The 18,350-nt window shown below is 66.8% G+C and carries 14 protein-coding genes and 1 pseudogene; 3 read left to right on the top strand and 12 right to left on the bottom strand.

Annotation, left to right across the window (positions count from 1 at the left end; genetic code table 11):
* The 7 genes and pseudogenes from HMPREF2581_RS21585 to HMPREF2581_RS21615 all read right to left on the bottom strand — a co-directional run.
* Positions 1 to 689 (bottom strand): annotated as a pseudogene (locus tag HMPREF2581_RS21585) (nicotinate phosphoribosyltransferase); the annotation flags it as partial.
* A 137-nt stretch (positions 690 to 826) separates the two neighbouring features.
* Positions 827 to 3,883 (bottom strand): multidrug efflux RND transporter permease subunit MexW, encoded by a 3,057-nt coding sequence (gene mexW, locus HMPREF2581_RS21590; RefSeq protein ID WP_003141256.1) that lies wholly within the window; start codon positions 3,881 to 3,883, stop codon positions 827 to 829.
* Between the two features lie 50 nt (positions 3,884 to 3,933).
* Entirely contained in the window at positions 3,934 to 5,064 is a 1,131-nt protein-coding gene (gene mexV, locus HMPREF2581_RS21595; RefSeq protein WP_003102651.1) for a multidrug efflux RND transporter periplasmic adaptor subunit MexV, read from the bottom strand.
* A gap of 169 nt (positions 5,065 to 5,233) precedes the next feature.
* A complete protein-coding gene (locus HMPREF2581_RS21600; protein ID WP_003141255.1) occupies positions 5,234 to 6,328 on the bottom strand; it encodes a DUF1513 domain-containing protein in 1,095 nt (364 codons plus the stop codon).
* A 10-nt stretch (positions 6,329 to 6,338) separates the two neighbouring features.
* A complete protein-coding gene (locus tag HMPREF2581_RS21605; RefSeq protein ID WP_003141254.1) occupies positions 6,339 to 7,403 on the bottom strand; it encodes an imelysin family protein in 1,065 nt (354 codons plus the stop codon).
* 9 nt (positions 7,404 to 7,412) lie between these two features.
* On the bottom strand, positions 7,413 to 8,834 hold the full coding sequence (locus HMPREF2581_RS21610; protein WP_003141253.1) for a di-heme oxidoreductase family protein: 1,422 nt from the start codon (positions 8,832 to 8,834) through the stop codon (positions 7,413 to 7,415).
* A gap of 162 nt (positions 8,835 to 8,996) precedes the next feature.
* On the bottom strand, positions 8,997 to 10,337 hold the full coding sequence (locus tag HMPREF2581_RS21615; RefSeq protein WP_003141251.1) for an imelysin family protein: 1,341 nt from the start codon (positions 10,335 to 10,337) through the stop codon (positions 8,997 to 8,999).
* Between the two features lie 193 nt (positions 10,338 to 10,530).
* Between HMPREF2581_RS21615 and HMPREF2581_RS21620 the strand changes: the two genes are divergently transcribed.
* Both HMPREF2581_RS21620 and HMPREF2581_RS21625 read left to right on the top strand, forming a co-directional pair.
* Positions 10,531 to 11,103: a LemA family protein gene (locus HMPREF2581_RS21620; RefSeq protein ID WP_003094011.1), complete on the top strand. Its 573-nt coding sequence runs from the start codon at positions 10,531 to 10,533 to the stop codon at positions 11,101 to 11,103.
* A 1-nt stretch (position 11,104) separates the two neighbouring features.
* Entirely contained in the window at positions 11,105 to 12,007 is a 903-nt protein-coding gene (locus HMPREF2581_RS21625) for a GIDE domain-containing protein (RefSeq protein ID WP_003141249.1), read from the top strand.
* Here the strand turns inward: HMPREF2581_RS21625 and bifA are convergent, their stop codons facing one another.
* From bifA to HMPREF2581_RS21645, 4 genes are all read right to left on the bottom strand, one after another.
* The gene (bifA, locus tag HMPREF2581_RS21630; protein ID WP_003094007.1) at positions 12,008 to 14,071 is read right to left on the bottom strand and encodes a cyclic-di-GMP phosphodiesterase BifA; all 2,064 of its coding nucleotides are present in this window, start codon (positions 14,069 to 14,071) and stop codon (positions 12,008 to 12,010) included.
* A gap of 180 nt (positions 14,072 to 14,251) precedes the next feature.
* Complete coding sequence (gene sodB / locus HMPREF2581_RS21635) at positions 14,252 to 14,833, bottom strand: superoxide dismutase [Fe] (RefSeq protein ID WP_003094005.1); 582 nt, start codon at positions 14,831 to 14,833, stop codon at positions 14,252 to 14,254.
* Positions 14,834 to 15,179: 346 nt separating this feature from the next.
* Complete coding sequence (locus HMPREF2581_RS21640; protein WP_003094003.1) at positions 15,180 to 15,782, bottom strand: LysE/ArgO family amino acid transporter; 603 nt, start codon at positions 15,780 to 15,782, stop codon at positions 15,180 to 15,182.
* Between the two features lies 1 nt (position 15,783).
* Complete coding sequence (locus HMPREF2581_RS21645; protein WP_003094000.1) at positions 15,784 to 16,185, bottom strand: ACT domain-containing protein; 402 nt, start codon at positions 16,183 to 16,185, stop codon at positions 15,784 to 15,786.
* Positions 16,186 to 16,282: 97 nt separating this feature from the next.
* Here HMPREF2581_RS21645 and HMPREF2581_RS21650 point away from each other — a divergent pair, with 97 nt between their 5' ends.
* Positions 16,283 to 17,185 carry a LysR family transcriptional regulator ArgP gene (locus HMPREF2581_RS21650; RefSeq protein WP_003120877.1) on the top strand — a complete coding sequence of 301 codons (903 nt, stop codon included), beginning with the start codon at positions 16,283 to 16,285 and terminating at the stop codon, positions 17,183 to 17,185.
* Here the strand turns inward: HMPREF2581_RS21650 and HMPREF2581_RS21655 are convergent, their stop codons facing one another.
* The gene (locus HMPREF2581_RS21655; protein WP_003141247.1) at positions 17,186 to 18,244 is read right to left on the bottom strand and encodes a saccharopine dehydrogenase family protein; all 1,059 of its coding nucleotides are present in this window, start codon (positions 18,242 to 18,244) and stop codon (positions 17,186 to 17,188) included.
* Between the last annotated feature and the right edge of the window lie 106 nt (positions 18,245 to 18,350).

Here is an 18,350-nt window from a genome sequence, read left to right on the forward strand (position 1 = left end):
TGGGCCATCAGCCATTCGTGGGCCATGGTGCCGAGGGGCTTGAGGTCGAGCTTGCGTGCCAGGTGGACGTTGCTGGTGCCGACGAAGCAGCCCGGAAAGTCCTCCTTCAGACCGCTCACCACCGCCTCGTGGACCCGATAGGAGAAGCGGCGGCGGGTACCGAAGTCGGCCATCTTGAAGCCGGCCAGTTCCTCGGCGCTGGCCTCCCGGCGCAGCCAATCGAACTTTTCCTGCAGGCGTTCGCGCGCCTGCTCGACGGTGGCGGCCGGGTAGCGGGCGCGGTTGCGCACCTCGCTGATCATCGCCAGCAGCGGCACTTCGAAGAGGATCACGTGCAGCCAGGGGCCTTTCAGGCGCAGGAAGAATTCGTCGTTCTCGATGCCGGTCTGCACGTAGCGCGGGTTGAAGCGGAACAACCCGAGGAAGCGGATGAAGTCCGGCGCGAGGAAGGGAATCCGTTCGAGGAAGGCCAGTTGCTCGTCGCTGATCGCCAGGCCCGCCAGGTATTCCAGTTGTTCGCGGATGGCCGGCAGGTACAGGCGCAGGTCTTCCTGGTTGCGGCAGCGGAACTCCCACTCCACCTCGGCGTTGGGATAGTTGTGCAGCACCGCCTGCATCATGGTCAGCTTGTAGAAGTCGGTATCCAGCAGGTTCTGCACGATACGTTCGGAAAAAGCGCTCTCGGCCATGCTCGTCTCACCACTGCGTTTCAGCGGGCAGTCTACTGGAGGCGGCTGCCGGCGGACATAGGATCGCGCCCGGAGGGCTGTGGGATGGAGCGACAGCGCCGGCGGACAGCGCTGTTGTCGCTGTCCGCCGTTTCCGATCAGTGTGCGTTTGCCGCTTGCGTCACGCCTGGCGGGGCATCCGGCCTGGCCACCAGGGTGTAGATGCACGGCAGGACGAACAGGGTGAAGAGGGTGCCCACCGACATGCCGGTAGCGATCACGATGCCGATGTCGAAGCGACTGACCGCCCCGGCGCCGGTGGCGAGGATCAGTGGGATCACCCCGAGCACCATCGCCGCGGTGGTCATCAGTACCGGCCGCAGGCGGATCGCGGCGGCCTGCTCGATGGCCTCGCGACGCCCCAGCCCCTGTTCGTGGCGCAACTGGTTGGCGAACTCGACGATCAGGATGCCGTGTTTGCTGATCAGGCCGATCAGTGTCACCAGGCCGACCTGGGTATAGATGTTCAGGCTCGACACGCCGAGGAACAGCGGTATCAGCGCACCGCAGATCGACAGCGGCACGGTGACCATGATCACCAGCGGATCGCGGAAGCTTTCGAACTGTGCGGCGAGGACCAGGAAGATGATCGCCAGGGCCAGTCCGAAGGTGACCAGCAATGCGCTGCCTTCCTGCACGTATTGCCGGGAAGCGCCGGCGTAGTCGACGGCGAAGCCGCGCGGGGCCTCCTCGCGGGCGATCTGCTGAACCGTCTCGATGGCCTCGCCCATGCTGACGATGGGGAAGCCGGAGATGATCGCCGAGTTGAGCTGCTGGAACTGGTTCAGTTGCCGCGGCCGTGCCCGTTCGTGGGTCTCGATCAGGGTCGAGAGGGCGACCAGTTGGCCGTTGCGGCTCTTCACGTAGTAGCTGCCGAGCCAGCCGGGATTGTCGCGATAGGGGCGTTCGACCTGGGCGATGACCTTGTAGCTGCGCCCGTCGATGGTGAAGCGGTTGATCTCGCCCTCGCCGAGCAGGCTGGCCAGCGCCACCCCCAGGTCCTGCATGGAGACGCCCATCTGCGCGGCCTTCTCGCGGTCGATGTCGACCACCAGCTCGGGTTTGTCGAACGCCAGGTCGAGATCGAGGAAGGCGAACTTGCCGGACTCGCTGGCGCGCTGCTTCACCCGTTGCGCCACTTGCAGCAGCGACTCGTAGTCGTTGGCGGTGTTGAGCACGAACTGGAATGGCAGGCCCTCGCCGGTGCCCGGTAGCGACGGCAGGTTGAAGGCGAAGATCTGCACGCCGGGAATCTCGTTGAGCTTCGCCTGCACCGCATGGAGCAATTCCATCTGGCTCTTTTCGCGTTCGTCCCAGGGCTTGAGCAGCATGCCGCCGATGCCGGCCTGGACGCCGTTGTAGCCGTTGATCTGGAACGCCGAGTAATACTCCGGGAAGCTGCGGAAGATGCCTTCGAACTCGGCGGTATAGCGATTCAGGTAGTCGAGGTTGGCGGTCTGCGGCGAGTTGGTCATGAGGAACACGATGCCCTGGTCCTCTTCCGGCGCCAGCTCCTTCTTGGTGAACATCAGCAGTACCGGGATCAGCGCCAGTACCAGCACGGCGAACACCAGGACCACCGGACGGGTGTCCAGGGTGCCGTGGAGGGCGCGCTGGTAGCGTCGCTTCAGGCCCTCGAAGATCAGGTCGAGGCGATGCGCCAGGCCCGAGGGATTCTCCTCGTGGCGCAACAGGCGCGAGCACATCATCGGCGACAGGGTCAGGGCGACGATCCCGGAAATGATCACCGCGCCGGCCAGGGTGAAGGCGAATTCCTTGAACAGGGCGCCGGTGAGGCCGGTGAGAAAGCCGATCGGCGCGTAGACCGCGGCGAGGGTGATGGTCATGCTGACCACCGGCACGGCGATCTCCCGCGCGCCCTCCAGGGCGGCCTCGAAGGGCGGCTTGCCCTCCTCGATGTGGCGGTGGATGTTTTCCACCACCACGATCGCGTCGTCCACCACCAGGCCGATGGCCAGGACCATCGCCAGCAGGGTCAGCAGGTTGATCGAGTAGCCCATGGCCTGCATGAAGAACAACACGCCGATCATCGACAGCGGAATGGTCACCACCGGGATCAGTACCGAACGGAACGCGCCGAGGAACAGGAACACCACCACGATGACGATCAGCACCGCCTCGCCGAGGGTCTTCACCACTTCGTCGATGGAGGCCTGGATGAAGCGCGTGGCGTCGTAGGCGATGGACACCTTGAGGTTGGGCGGCAATTGCTCTTCCAGTTCGGGCATCTTCGCCCGCACTTCCTTGATCACGTCCAGCGGGTTGGCGCTGGGCGTGCCCTTGATGCCGATGTAGACCGAGGGAATCCCATTGAACGAACTGATCGCGTCGTAGCTGGCGGCGCCCAGTTCGACCCGTGCGACATCGCCCATCAGCACCCGGCGGTCGCCGTCGGTCTTCACCGGGATGGCGGCGAAGGCCTGGGGCGACTTGAGGTCGGTGGAAGCATTGACGCTGGTGACCACCAACTGGCCCTTCACCTCGCCGGCGGCGGCGAGGAAGTTGTACTGCTGCACCGCCTGGTTGATCTCGCCGGCGGTGACGCCGAACGCGGCCATCTTCACCGGGTCCAGCCACAGGCGCATGGCGAACACCTGGTTGCCGAGGATCTCCGCCTCGGCGATACCGGGCAGGGTCGCCAGCTTGGGCTGGATCACCCGCGACAGGTAGTCGGTGATCTGCGGGTTGTTCATCTGCTCGCTGTAGAAGCTGATGTACATCAGCGCCGAGGCATCCGCGGCCTCCTTCTGCAGCACCGGGTCCTCGGCGTCCGGCGGCAGTTGGCTCTTCACTTCGTTGGACTTGGCCAGCAGCTCGGTGACCAGGCGATCGGTATTGGCGCCGATCCGCGCGTAGATGGAGATGGTCGAATAGTTCTGCCGGCTCACCGAGGTCATGTAGTCGATGCCTTCGGCGCTGGCCAGGCTCTGCTGCAGCGGCTGGGTGATGTAGCCCTGGATGGTCTCCGCGTTGGCTCCGGCGTAGAGCGTGGTCACCGTGATCAGCGCGTTCTCCATTTGCGGATACTCGCGGATCACCAGCTTGCTGAAGGCCTGCATGCCGAGCAGGACGATCAGCAGGCTGACCACGCTCGCCAGGACCGGACGACGGATGAACGGATCGGTAAAAGCCATGTTTCAGTCCCTTGGCAAGCCTTCCGCCTTGGAGCGGGAAGGCGCGCGACTCAGTGCTCTTGCTGGAGGTCCCGCTCGGCGACGATGGCCACCGCGGCGCCGTTGTCGAGCTTCAGTTGCCCGGAAGTCACTACCTGCTCGCCGCCCTCCAGGCCTTCGAGCACCACCGCCAGGCCTTCGCGGCGTTCGCCGATCCTGACGAAGCGGCGCTCGACGACCCGTTGCGGCTGGCCCTTGTCATCCTTCGACACCTGGCCCTGCTCGTCCTTCTTCTGCCCGACGACGTAGATCGAGTCGCCGTAGAGGGTGAAGGTGATCGCCGTCTCCGGCACCACGACGCGTTGTTCCTCGCCAGGCAACATCACCTCGAGGTTGGCGAACATGCCCGGCAGCAGCTTGCCGTCCGGGTTCTCCAGGGCGGCGCGGACCTGCAGGTTGCGGGTCTCGTTGTCGACCTTGGGGTTGATGGCGGCGATCTCGGCGTCGAACACCTGGCCGGGGTAGGCGGCGACCCGGACCTTCACCAACTGGCCGCGGCTGAGCAGGGGGAAGTCCTGCTCGGGCAGGTGGAAATCCAGGAGCAGGGTGGAAAGGTCCTGCAAGGTGGCGATCGGCGTCCCGGGCGAGACGTAGTCGCCGACGTCCACCTGGCGGATGCCGATGGTCCCGGCGAAGGGCGCGAGCACGCGCTTCTTCGCCAGCGCCGCCTTCAGCTCGGCGACGGTGGCGCTGGTCTTGGCCCACTGCGCGGCGAGACGGTCGAATTCGCTTTTCGAGATGGCCTTGCTGCCGATCAGTTCGCGGCCGCGCTGGTACTCGGCCCTGGCCAGGCCGAGATCGGCCTCGGCAGTGCGCAGGGTGGCTTCCTCGACGTCGCTTTCCAGCTGGATCAGCGGTTGGTCCAGCTTCACCTGGTCGCCGGAAAGGAACAGTACGTCGCGTACCGTGCCGGAGACTTCGGCGGTGAGGGTCACGCCCTGGAATGCCTTGAGGCTGCCGATGGCTGGCAGGCGGCTCTGCCAGGGACGCTTTTCGGCCAGGCTGGCGGTCACGCTGATCGGCGGTTTCGGTGCGCTGAAAAGGGCGATCTGCTGACGGATGGAGTAGACCTTGTAGCCGGCGAGAATCGCCACCACGGCGATCACCGCGGCGAGCATGATCAACATGCGGCGGAGCAACATAATCCTGGTCCCTGGTATGCCGAGAGCGCCCCGTTTCGGGGCGAATCCGACACATTACGTGCAGCTTTCAAGGCTTGTCAAAGCACAGGATTGGCGAAAGATTTCAAGCGTGTTGCAGGTCGCTTCCGACTTTCGCGGACCGGTATGGCGAGAGGTTGATGCCGCGCTCTCAGGCCAGGTGCAGGTGGTTGTCCCAGAGGCCGGCAGGCAGCTCCAGCGGTTGCGCGGCGATGCGCTCGCCCTGGCAGTCGTAGAAGCGGCAACGGCCCTGTCCGGATGTGACGACGAAGCCGTTCTTCACCGCGCCCACGCCGGCGCAGTCCGGCAACGGCGCGTCGAGGCGTACGGCACCGCTGTCCAGGTCCCAGATGAAGAAACGGTTGCCGCGCGGGGCGGTCAGGGCCACCAGGCGCAGGTCGTCGTGGATCGCCACGCTGGCGGTGTACTGGGCCATCGCCAGGCGCTGCTCCTCGGCCACCGGGAAGGCTTCGAAGGGACGGCCGGGGCGCTTGATCGCCAGCAGGTCGGCATGTTCGTGGGCATCGCCCATGAACTGCTGGCCGGCGACGATGGTGCCGTCGCGACCGATCGCCAGGTGGCGGACGCTGTTCATCTGCTGCGCCAGGGTTTCCTTGGACAGCAGATTGCCGTCGCGGCGCATCAGCACCAGGCTGGGCTCCATGGCGTCGAGGTTCATCTCGACCCGGCTTTCCGCCTCGGTGCGAATGCCGCCGTTGGCCACTACCAGGGTCTCGCCGTCGGGCATCCAGGAAACCTGGTGCGGCCCGAGGCCGTGGGTGGAGATCTCGCCGCTGTGCTGCAGTCGCTCGCCGTCGAAACGGTAGACGCCGAGCACGCCGCGACCGGGATCGGTAGTGTCGTTCTCGGTGGCGTAGAGCCACTCGCCGCTCTGGTGGAACACGCCGTGGCCGTAGAAGTGGCGGTCTTTCTGCGAGACCAGGGTCTGCAGCAGGCGACCGTCGTTCAGGTCGATCAGGTAGCTTTCGGTGCCTGGCCGGCGGGCGACGAACAGCGCCAGCGGCAGGCTCGGGTGCTGGACGATGTCGTGGCAGCGCTGGGCCACGCGGGTGGCGAACTGGCACTTGCCGTCCAGGCGGTAGCCCACCGCGTAATGCTGGCCATCGGCGTCGTCGCGCGCCGACAGCACCAGCGGTTGGCTACCCTGGCGGTTGAAGCTCCAGCCGCCGAAGGACAAGGCGCCGAGCAGCAGGCTGCCCAGGCCGATCACATGACGTCGCAGCATGGTGCCAACCTCAGTCGCCATCGTTGGCGTTGAAGCCCAGTTGCACGCCGAGGGCGCGGGCCAGGTCGCCTTCGTGCAGGCGGTGGACCACGTTCAGGCTGTCATAGAGGGCGTTGAGCTGGTTGCGCCCGTCTTCGCTGGCGAGCAGTTCGGAGAGCGGTTTCTGTTCCAGCGCCGCCAGCTTCGCGTGGCTGTCGACGTAGGCGGCGTCGATCTTGCCGGCCAGGGCCTTCTGTTCGGCCGGCAGCAGGGTCTTCAGGCCCTTGCCGTCGATACCTTCCCAGAGCGCCTGGGCGCCGCTCAGGCTGGCGTCCAGGCTGGCCAGCGAGGCGTTGCTGCGCCAGGCCTCGGCCTGGTAGGGCTGGGGAATGCCCTTGCTCTGCCGGCCCAGCGGAGTACCGAGTTTCTTCTTCAGCATGTCCAGGGCGGTGACCTGGACCCGCAGCAGCTCGGCGATCGCCTCGTGGGCGTCGGCGTAGCGGTCGTTGGGGAACTTGCTCATCTGGGTGAGCATGCCGCCGTCGTTCTTCCAGCGCGCCAGGATGTCCTGGGCCAGTTGCTGCTGGTGGGTGCCGATGGCTTCCAGCAACGGGCAATAGCGGGCCTTGGTGGCGGCGTCAGCGAGGTCGATCTTGCTGTCGAAGAGGATGTATTCGTAGGCGGAGAGCCCCTGCACCACCACGCTGGCCTTGGCCAGGGCCGCGGCGTCGACCTGCGGGTTGTTCTTCAGCAACTGTTCGACCTGGCGCCCGACCAGATCCTTCTTGTCCGGCCAGAACTGCACCTGCCAGGCGCGGTTGCCCTCGGCCAGCGGGCCGATCAGCAGCGGTTGCAGCTCGGCCCAGGCCTTCTGCGCGGCGTGGAACGCGTCGCGGGCCTTGGCCAGGTCTTCCTTGCCCTGGCAGTAGGCCAGGGCGCTGCTGGCCAGGGCCTGGTCGGCCTCCACCCAGCGGCTGTAGGTCGGCAGGATCACCTGTTGCGCCAGGGCGGCACTGGTGACGGCCTGCGGGTCTTGCGGCGAACAGGCGCCGAGGGCGATGGCGAGGCTGGTCAAGAGCAGTCGTGGGCGGAACATGTGGGCTCCTCAGAGTGAATTCAGGAAGGCCAGCAGGGCGCTGCGCTGGTCGGCGTCGAAGCCGAGCACGTGCCGCTTGGCCGCTTCGGCTTCGCCGCCGTGCCAGAGGATCGCCTCCAGCAGATTGCGGGCGCGCCCGTCGTGGAGGAACTGGGTGTGACCGTTGACCGTTTCGGTCAGGCCGATGCCCCATAGCGGCGGGGTTCGCCAGTCCCGCCCGCTGGCGAGAAATTCCGGGCGATTGTCCGCCAAGCCGTCGCCCATGTCATGCAGCAACAGGTCGGAATAGGGACGAATCCGTTGGTTGGCCAGCTCCGGCTCGCTGGCGTCGGAACCGGTAGTGAAGGCGGGAACGTGGCAGGCCACGCAGTTGGCCTGGGCGAACAGGCGCTTGCCGGCCAGCACCTGCGGGTCGTCCACCTTGCGCCGCGCCGGGACCGCCAGGTTGCGGCTGTAGAACAGCACCTGGGCGAAGATGTTGTCGCTGACTTCCGGCTCGCCGCCGTCGGGCGCCCGGCGGCACTCGACCTGGGCGGCGCTGCAGTCGTCGTGGGGCAGCAGGCTGCTGGTCAGGCCCATGTCGTTGGCGAAGGCGTGCGCGTTCTGCTGCGGGATATCCGGCTGGCCGGCCTTCCAGCCGAAGCGGCCGAGCGCGGTGCGCTGCCGCGCGGCATCCCAGACCTGGTTGGCGCGCCCGCGGATACCGTCGCCGTTGCGGTCGTCCGGATCGGCATTGGCCAGGATCGCCTCATCGGGAATCGCCTCGAGCAGGCCGAGCCCGATCATCGGCGGGGCGACGCGGGCGGAAAACATCGTCTGCGGATGCATCGGCCCATAGCCGAGCTGGCTGATCCGCAGGATCGGCTTGCGCAGTTCGACCTCGGTGCCGTCCTCGAACCTCACCTTCAGCGGCTCGTAGTCCATCCGCACCTTGCCTTCCGGGGCGACGCCGGGAATGCCGACGTCCTGCAACTGGCCGCCGTAGGTCGGCTCGGGAATCACCCCCTGGTGCAACAGGGTCTTGCCGTCCGCAGGGCCGGCCGGGATCGACAGGCGTACCAGCATCGACACCGCGCTGACCGCGTCCGCTCCCGGCGGGTGGCCGCGGCCGTCCTTCACATGGCAGTTCTGGCAGGCGTTGGTATTGAACAGCGGTCCCAGACCGTCGCGCGCGGTGGTGGAGGAAGGGGCGATGACCCAGGGGTTGCGGAAGAAACTGTTGCCCACGCTGAAGTCCAGGCGCCGGCTCGGGGCGAGGTTGGCGGAGGGCAGGGAGAAGGCGTTGCGGTCGCTTTGCAGCACCGTGGTCGCGCCCCCGGACAGGTGTTCACCGGGCTCGGCGCGCAGCGGTTCGTCGTCGGCGCCGCATCCGCCCAGAAGGAGCGCCGTCAGGAGACAGGCGAGCGGCATGGAAGGTGACGGCAACGACATCGGCGAACATCCCGGACTGCGTAGAAACAGCCCGCAAGCTTACCAGTTGGAGCTAATCAAAATAAGAGGGATTTGCGTTTGTAAAGGCCCGCGAAGTCCGCTTTCGAGGCCCTGAAACGCAGCGTGCGGCCATGGGCCGCACGCTGTTGGCGCAGGAAGGAATCAGAACTCGTGGTCGGCGTTGTCCGGCTTCAGGTCCTGGATACCCAGCTTGCCCGCGGCCTGCTCGATGGCGCCGGTCTGCTTGACCAGGGCGGCGATGGCGTCGCGGATCTTCTGCTGGCCGTCCTTGTTGTCCGGAGCGATCATCTGGTCGAAGTGCACGCCATCCTTCTCGGCGCTGTCGACGATGGCCTGCAGCTTGGCCTCGGTGTCGGCCAGGTCGGCCTTCAGGGTGTCGTTGGCGGCGGCGTCGGCCTTGGCGACCAGGTCGGCCAGGCTCGGGCCCTTGACCACGCTGCCGTCGATGCGCTTGTACTCGCCGAGGTAGATGTTGCGGATGCTCTTGCCGTTGAAGAACAGGGTGTGGTGGGTGTCGTCGCTGAAGCAGTCGTGCTCGTCTTCGGTGGAGTTGGCCTCCAGCGCGACCTTCATGCGCTCGCCGGCCAGTTCGCCGAGGGACAGGCTGCCCATGCCGAAGAACATCTTGCGCAGGCCGGTATCCACCGGTTCGGCCTCCAGCTTGGCGCGGTAGTTGTCGGCGACGCCGGCTTTCCACTGTCCGGCCATGTATTCGAGGTCGCTGACCAGCAGGTCGGTGACGGCCTTCAGGTAGGCGGCGCGACGGTCGCAATGGCCGCCGGTGCAGTCCTTGCCCTGGGCATAGTCGGTGGCGGGACGGTTGCCGGCGCCCGGACCGGTGCCGTTCAGGTCCTGGCCCCAGAGGAGGAACTCGATGGCGTGGTAGCCGGTGGCGACGTTGGCTTCGGAACCGCCCAACTCGTTCAGGCTGGCCAGTTTCTCGCCGGTGATTTCCTTGACGTCGATCTTGTCTTCGCCGACCTGGATCTCGGTGTTGGCGACGATGTTGGCGGTGGCGCCGGGGTTGCCCAGGGCGTGCTGGTAGTCCTTGGCGACATAGTCGATCAGGCCTTCGTCCAGCGGCCAGGCGTTAACCTGTCCTTCCCAGTCGTCGATGATCGCGTTGCCGAAGCGGAAGGCTTCGCTCTGGGAGTAGGGGGTACGAGCGGCGAACCAGGCTTCCTTGGCGGCTTTCAGGGTCTCCGCGTCAGGCTTGGCGAGGAACGCGTCGATGGCTTTCTGCAGGTCCTTGGCGGTGCTCAGGGCATCGGCGAAGGTGGCTTCGGCGAGGTCCGCGTAGTTCTTGATCACCGCCTTGGCGGCGGCCTCGTCGACCTTGGTGGCCGGGGCGGCGGCGGGCGCGGCGGGCTGCGTACTGGCCGCCGGTGTTGCGGGCGCTTCGGCTTTCTTGTCGTCGCCGCAGCCGGCGAGGGAGATGGCGAGGGCCAGCAGACTGGCGGTGGCCAGGGGCATACGAGTCATGGCGGATTCCTTTGCTTTATTGGTGGCGTGCCGAAGCGGCGTGCGCTTGTCGGAAACACCCGCGAGGGCGTTAAAAAACCGCCACATAATGCGAAAGATTTGCATTTTTGAAAAGGGCGCAGCGTGATCGCCGTCGTGCCTGGACATGTCGGGCGCAGCTAGAATGCCAGTATCTTCGTCCGGAGCTCCGTCCATGAGTCTGACCGCTATCGCTTTCTGGGTTGTCCTGCTGCTGCTCGCCGGCTACGCGGTGGTGCTCTACAACGGCCTGGTACGGCTGAAGCACGCCGTGGGCAAGGCCTGGGCCAACATCGACGTGCTCCTCAAGCAGCGCCATGACGAGCTGCCGAAGCTGGTCGAGGCCTGCAAGCAATACATGCAGCACGAGCGCGCCACCCTGGAGCGGGTCATCGCCGCCCGCAACGCCGTCGCCAGCGCCCGCGAGCGCGCCGACGTGAATGCCCTTGGCAAGGCCGAGAGCGGCCTGCGCGCCGGCCTGGGGCAGCTCTTCGCGCTGGCTGAGAACTACCCGCAGCTCAAGGCCAACGAAAGTTTCCAGTTCCTTTCCCAGCGCATCAGCGGCCTGGAGAACGGGATCGCCGATCGCCGCGAGCTGTACAACGAGGCGGTGAACCTGAACAACGTGCGCATCGAGCAATTTCCCGACCTGCTGATCGCCCGTGTCGCTGGCTTCAAGGCCGCCGAGCTGTTGCAGTTCAGCGAGGCGGAGAAGGCCGACGTCGATCTCAAGGCCCTGTTCGGCTGAGATGGACTTCGACCTGCGCTGGCTGTTCATCGCCGCCAGCCTGGGGCTCTGCGCCTGGGCCGGCTGGCAGTTCGTGCACCGCCTTGCCCGGGCGCGCCTGCTCGGCGACGTACCGACCTCGCGGATCCGTTCGGCGGCGCAGGGTTTCGTCGAACTCTACGGGGTGCTCGAGGAGGGCCCGGAAGGCCCGCTGCAGGCTCCCTTGACCGGCAAGCCGTGCCTGTGGTGGCGCTACCGCATCGAAGTCGAGGAAAAGCGCAGTGGCCGCGAGAAGGCCTGGCGCACCGTCGACAAAGGTGCCAGCGAGTCGCCATTCGGCTTGCGCGATGCCACCGATGCCTGCCTGGTCGACCCACGCGGCGCCGAGGTGCGACCCTTGACCCAGCAGCGCTGGGAGGCTTTTCGCGAAGCACCGATCGATACCCTGCGACTGCTGGAGAGCTTCGGCACCCTGGTCGGCGGAGAGCGGCTTTACCGCTACACCGAGGAGCGCCTGCATGCCGGCGAGCCGCTCTATGCGCTGGGCGAATTCCGCAGCAGCGGTGGCGGTCGCCAGGGACTCGATGCCGAACGGGCGCAGGGTGCGGTGATCCGTGAATGGAAGGGCGATTTCCACGGGCTGCTGGCGCGCTTCGACAGCGACGGCAACGGCGAGTTGGACGAGCGCGAATGGAACCGGGTGCGCCTGGCGGCACGGCTGGAGGCCGAGGATCGGCATCGGGCAAGCAGCGCCGCGCCGACCCGCCACCGGCTCGGCAAGCCGGGGGAGGCGCATCCCTTCATTCTCTCCAGCCAGGGCGAGGACGATCTCGCCGTGCGACTGCGCCGCCAGGCGGCGGGGGCCGCGTTGCTCTGCCTGGGCAGCGCGCTATTGGCGGGCTGGCTGTTCAGCCGCCTGTTCTGATCAGGGCCGTTCGCTGCTGGTGGCCTGGCTCAGGCGTCGCGCCTGCTTGAGGTACTGGGTCAGTTCCCTGGCCGGCAGCGGCTTGCTGTACAGGTAGCCCTGACCTTCGTTGCAACCTTCGGCGATGATGTACGCCTCCTGCTCGGCGGTTTCCACGCCCTCGGCGATCACCTGCATGCCCAGGCTCTTGCCGAGCTGGATGATGGCGCGAACGATGGTCGCGTCGTCCTCGTCCTGCAGCAGGTCCTGGACGAAACTCTTGTCGATCTTGATCTTGTCCAGCGGCAGGCTCTTCAGGTAGCTCAGCGAGGAATAGCCGGTGCCGAAATCGTCGATGGCGATCAGCGCGCCGGCGCGGCGCAGGCTGAGGAGGTGCTGGGCGGCAGTGGAGATGTCCTCCATCAGGCCGGTCTCGGTGACTTCCAGCTCCAGGCTGCGCGCCGGCAGGCGGTAGACCTGCAGCAGGTTGCTGACCACCCGTGGCAGGGCGTTGTGGTGGAGCTGCACGGTGGAAAGATTGACCGCCATGCGCAGGTCGTCGAAGCCCTGGTCGTGCCATTCGCGCAATTGCCGGCAGGCCTGGTCGAGCACCCACTCGCCGATGCTGAAGATGCTGCCGTTCTGTTCCGCCAGCGGGATGAACAGGTCCGGCGGGACGAAGCCGTGCAACGGATGTTGCCAGCGCAGCAGTGCCTCGACGCCGACCACGCGGTGGTCGCGGTAGTCCACCTGCGGCTGGTAGACGAGGTGCAGCTCGTGGCGCTGCAGGGCGTCGCGCAGGTCCTTTTCCAGTTCCCGGCGGCGACGCATCTCGCTGTCCACGCTGGCGATGTAGAACTGGTAGCGGTTGCGCGAGCGGGTCTTGGCCAGGGTCATGGTCTGCTCGGCCTTCTGCAGCAGTTTCTCCGTGGTCTCGCCGTCCTCGGGGAACAGGGTGATACCGATGGTGGCGCGCAGGCGCACCTCGTGCTGGTCGATCTCGAACGGCGCTTCCAGGCCGTCGAGGATGCTCTGCGCCAGTTCGGCCGCCTCGTAGGGTTGCTCGATGTCGGCCTGGACCAGGGCGAACTGGTCGCCGCCCAGGCGCGCCAGCGAACCGAGCCGCGCGCTGTGCCCGCGCAGGCGGTCGGCGAGGGCGATCAGCAACTGGTCGCCGAGCTGGTAGGTGTACTGCTCGTTGATCCCCTTGAAATCGTCGAGGCCCAGGCACAGCACTGCTACCCGGCGCTGCTGGCGGCCGGCGCCGTCGAGGATCTGGTCGAGTTGCTGTTGCAGCAACTGGCGGTTCGGCAGGCCGGTGAGGAAGTCGTACTGGGAAATGCGCAGCAGGTTGTCTTCGGCCTCGCGGCGCAGGTGGCTGTTGCTTTCGATCGAGGCGAGCAACTGGTTGGCGGTGGTCACCCAGAGCCCCAGCTCGTTGCGTTCGTGCCCCTTGAGCAGCGGCAACTGGTGCTGGCTGGGGCGGTCGGGATTGATGCTGACCAGGTGCTCGATGATCTTCGACAGCGGTTTGGTCAGCATCCAGTGGTAGACCAGGAACAGCACCAGGCCCATGGCCAGGGCGCGGAGAATGCCGGAGATGAAGATGATTTCCGAAGTGGTGACGAAGTTCTCGCCGTAGGGCGCGGTGTCCAGGGTGATCTTCAGGTCGCCGTAGTATTCGCTATAGGGCGGGCGGCCGATCAGTCGAATGCTGAAGGTGCGTTCCTGGCCGAGGATCGGGTCGGTCAGCCAGCGCGTCGGCAGGTCCAGCAGCGGCCTGGATTTCTCCGCCAGCATCGGCTCGCCGGGATGGCCGATGCTCGCCTGGCGCACCGCCTCGTGCTGGAACAGGCCTTCGAGGACCTGCATCGCCATTTCCCGGTCGAGGCTGTAGACCGCCTGGGTGGAAGGGTCGCGGACCATCGCGAGGATGCGTTGGGCGTCGCTGCTCACCGCCTGCTTGGCCTTGTAGGCGTCGAAGACGATCTGCGCGCAACTGAGCACTACGCCAACGGCCAGCGCCGCCAGTAGCACGACACGCAGCAGCTTGAGCGAGAGGCTGTGTCGGGAGTCCAGTTTCAAGGGGCCTTCCTTGTTCGTCGCCAGGGCGAAAGACAAGCCGGTAGGAAGAGCTTGTTTACCTCAAGAGGCTATCACGAGCGAAGGTCTACCAGTTCCTGAGGGTAGACGATGGCTCCTGGACCGCAGATTAAAACGAAAAAGCCCGGCGAATGCCGGGCTTTTTCGTGGTTCTGATCAGACTCAGGCAGCGAAATTCTTCGCTACGAAGTCCCAGTTGACCAGGTTCCAGAACGCCTCGACGTACTTCGGACGCAGGTTGCGGTAGTCGATGTAGTAGGCGTGTTCCCAGACGTCGCAGGTCAGCAGCGGGGTGTCGCCGCTGGTCAGCGGGTTGCCGGCACCGATGGTGCTGGCCAGGGCCAGGGAGCCGTCGGCCTTCTTCACCAGCCAGCCCCAGCCGGAACCGAAGGTGCCGACGGAAGTCTTGGTGAACTCTTCCTTGAACTTGTCGAAGGAGCCGAAGGCGGCGTTGATGGCGTCGGCCAGGGCGCCGGTGGGCTGGCCACCGCCGTTCGGGCTCAGGCAGTTCCAGTAGAAGGTGTGGTTCCACACCTGGGCGGCGTTGTTGAAGATGCCGCCGGAGGAGCTCTTGACGATCTCTTCGAGGCTCTTGCCTTCGAACTCGGTACCCGGGATCAGGTTGTTCAGGTTCACCACGTAGGTGTTGTGGTGCTTGTCGTGGTGGTATTCCAGGGTTTCTGCGGAAATGTGCGGCTCAAGGGCGTTCTTTTCGTAAGGCAGCGGCGGCAATTCGAAAGCCATGGTGTCTCTCCTATTCTTCCTCAGGTCAGGACTGGCGCGGCTAGCGCGCGACCGGTTCACGGGGCCGGTCCGATGCCTGTCCGGGAGCCCGTCCTGGATCCCCGGGGGGACGTTCGGCGGAGCGCTCCGGAAAGGGCGCCGGGTGCGACTCGGAGCCTAGGCTCCCAGTGCCGCGAACTCCGGATCATAGCACCCGTGTCGGGGCATATCCACGCAGCAACTGTAGGGGCAAAGGCCGGCGGCGGCGCGCTGCGACGGGCTTCTGCAAGCTCGCCGGCGAACACCGCCGCATTCTCTCTGGACTGCCTGGCGGCGCGAGGGTTCGCTCGGGAAGACGGAAACCGCGTTATCCCCGGAACAGCAGTTGCGCGGCCATGCCCAGCATCATGGCCGCCACCATCAGGTCGAGCAGGCGCCAGGTGGCCGGGCGCGCCAGCCAGGGGGCCAGCCACGCCGCGCCGAGGGCGAGGGCGAAGAACCACATCAGCGAGGCGCTGGCCGCGCCGAGGGCATAGGCGCCCGGCGCGGCCTGCTGGGCGCCGAGCGAACCGATCAGAAGTACGGTATCGAGATAGACGTGGGGGTTGAGCAGGGTGACCGCCAGTGCCGCCAGAAGCACCGCCTTGCGCGAGCGTGGCCCGGTTTCCGCGGCGTTGCCGAGAGCGTCCGGGCGCAACGCGCGAAGCAGCGCCTTGAGCCCGTACCAGGTCAGGAAGGCGATCCCGCCCCAGCGGGCGATGGCCAGCAGCGTCGGGTTTTCCAGCAGCAGCTTGGCCAGGCCGAACACGCCGAGGCTGACCAGCACCGCGTCGCAGAACACGCAGAGCGCGGCCACCGAGAGGTGATGCTCGCGGCGCAGGCTCTGCGCGAGGACGAAGGCATTCTGCGCGCCGATGGCGATGATCAGGCCGGCAGCCACCAGGATGCCGTTGAGATAGCTCTGCCACATGTCAGTGTGCCTCCGCCGCCAGCCGCTGGAGCACGGCGAGGGCGCGCCGGCCCTCGTCGCGGGCGACGAACAGGTGGTCGTGGAAATAGCCGGCCATCACGTTGCAACTGATCCCGGCTTCGGCTAGCGCCGTGGCGAAGGCGGCGGTCAGGCCCACCGCCGCCAGCGAGGAGTGCACCGTCAGGGTGATCCAGGCCGCCACGTATTCGTAGGGCAGGCCCAGGCGTTCGGCCTGCCGGCGTTCGAGCACCAGGGTCAGGCCCTCGCGCTCGCGGAAGCTGGCGAGCGGCTCGGCGCCGTTCGGCAGCGCGCCATCGGCGCAGGTACAGAACACATAGTCGCCGGGATTGAGTTCGGGAGTGAGCGTGCGCAGCAGGGTGCGCAGCGAGGTTTCGCCAGCCATGGTCGGTCCGCGTCGGGTGAATCGGAAAAGTGCTGGCGAGTGTGGCCGCGGGCGGTTTATAAGGAAAACGAATCCTGCTGATCTCTCATTAGGAAAACTGATTTTGTTCGACTACAAGTTGCTCGCCGCGCTGGCCGCGGTGGTGGAGCAGGGCGGTTTCGAGCGCGCCGCACAGGCGCTGGGGCTGTCGCAATCGGCGGTATCGCAGCGGATCAAGCTGCTCGAGGCGCGGGTCGGCCAGCCGGTCCTGGTGCGCGAGACGCCGCCGCATCCCACCGATCTCGGGCGCCGCCTGCTCAACCATGTGCAGCAGGTGCGGCTGCTGGAGGGCGACCTGCAGCGCTGGGTGCCGAACCTGGATGAAGGCGGTGCCCCGGAGCGCCTGCGCATCGCTCTCAACGCCGATAGCCTGGCGACCTGGTGGGCCGCCGCGGTGGGCGATTTCTGCGCCGAGCGGCGGGTGCTGCTGGACCTTGTGGTGGAGGACCAGGAGGTCGGGCTCAAGCGCATGCGCGCGGGCGAAGTGGCGGGCTGCGTGTGCGGTAGCGCGCGGCCGGTGGCCGGCGCGCGTTCGCTGCTGCTCGGAGCCATGCGTTATCGCGGCCTGGCCAGCCCGGATTTCATTGCCCGGCACTTTCCCCGCGGGGTCGAGGCGGCCGCCCTGGCCGGCGTGCCGGCGATCGTGTTCGGCCCGGACGACCTGCTGCAACACCGCTTTCTCAAGGACCTCGGCGTCGAGGGCGGTTTCATCCACCACCTCTGCCCATCCTCGGAAGGTTTCGTCCGCCTCACCGCCGGCGGTCTCGGCTGGGGCCTGGTGCCGGAGCGCCAGGTGCAAGGCGAGCTGGCGCGCGGCGAACTGGTCGAGCTGCTGCCCGGCCAGGTCATCGACGTACCGTTGTACTGGCACTACTGGCGCAACGGCGGCGAACTGCTCGCGTCGCTCACCGAGCACCTGCTCGCCCGCGCCGGCGACGGCTTGGTGCGGGTGTCAGGTTGATCAGCCGATGACGGTGATTCGTCCGGAGCCGGGCAACGATTCGACGCAGCGCGCGCCGAGCAACCGCGATGGCGTGAAGTAGCCGCCGGGCCCCTGGTAGTCCAGCAGGTGGCGCACTGCCAGGAGCACGCCGTGCAGGGTCAGGTCGTACACGTTGGCCGTCTCCAGGCGCGCCGTGCGGCGTTCGCCGCGGGCGTTGCGCGCCTCGCCCCAGACCCAGGTGCGCAGACGCTCGCGGGCCGCCTGGTCGGGGCCGGAGATACGTTTGTCGACCTGCCCCTTGAGCCAGTCCTGGACCCGTTGCCGACCGAGCAGCGGACGCAGTGGGTCGATCAGGCGCATGCTCAGGGCCAGCAGCGGCGGCGCCGGCAGGTAGACCTCGATGTCCGGGATGCCGGTGCTGTAGTAGGCGGTGGCCACGTCGCCCCAGGGAATCGTCACGGCGTGCCGCAGGCCGCGGCCGAAATCGATGTCGCGGCGCTTGTAGCCCAGCGGTACGTCGCGCAGGCGGCCATTCTCGCGGATCTTGCCGCCGAGCTTGAGGCCTTCGACGCTGGTCTTCGCGGTTCCCGTCGAAAGCCCGCTGCCGGTGTCGAAGCCCAGCGCCAGCCGTTGCGCGTCCGGCAGCGCCTCCTTCAGGCAGGCGGCCAGGCAATCGGTGGGGATCACATCGAAGCCGACGCCCGGGCAGACCACGATGCCGGCCTCGCGGGCCTCGGCGTCGCCGGCGTGGGCCTGCTCGAACACCGCGATCTCTCCAGTGATATCCACGTAGTGGGTGCCGGCGGCACGGCAGGCGGCGATCATCGGCGTGCTAGTGGCGGAGAACGGACCGGCGCAATGGGCCACCACCTTCACCTGGTCCAGGGCTTCGCGGCAGGCCTGCGGATCCCCCAGGTCGAAGACCCGGCACTCCAGCCCGAGCTGGCTGCCGAGGGCGTGCAGGGCGGCCGGGTTGCGTCCGCCGAGGAGCGGCGTCAGGCCCTCGCGCTGCGCCTGTTCAGCGACCAGCCGGCCGGTGTAGCCGTTGGCGCCGTAGATCATCCAGTGACTGGCCATGGTGCGTCTCCCAGCGTGCAGGTGGCTTTCAGGTTAGACCTTGTAGCGCGCAGCGCCGCTTCTGTCGCCCAACGCAAGTCGTGCCGGCGGCCCGCAAGGTCGTTGT

Source organism: Pseudomonas sp. HMSC057H01, from assembly GCF_001836405.1.
GTDB classification, from domain to species: Bacteria; Pseudomonadota; Gammaproteobacteria; order Pseudomonadales; family Pseudomonadaceae; genus Pseudomonas; species Pseudomonas aeruginosa.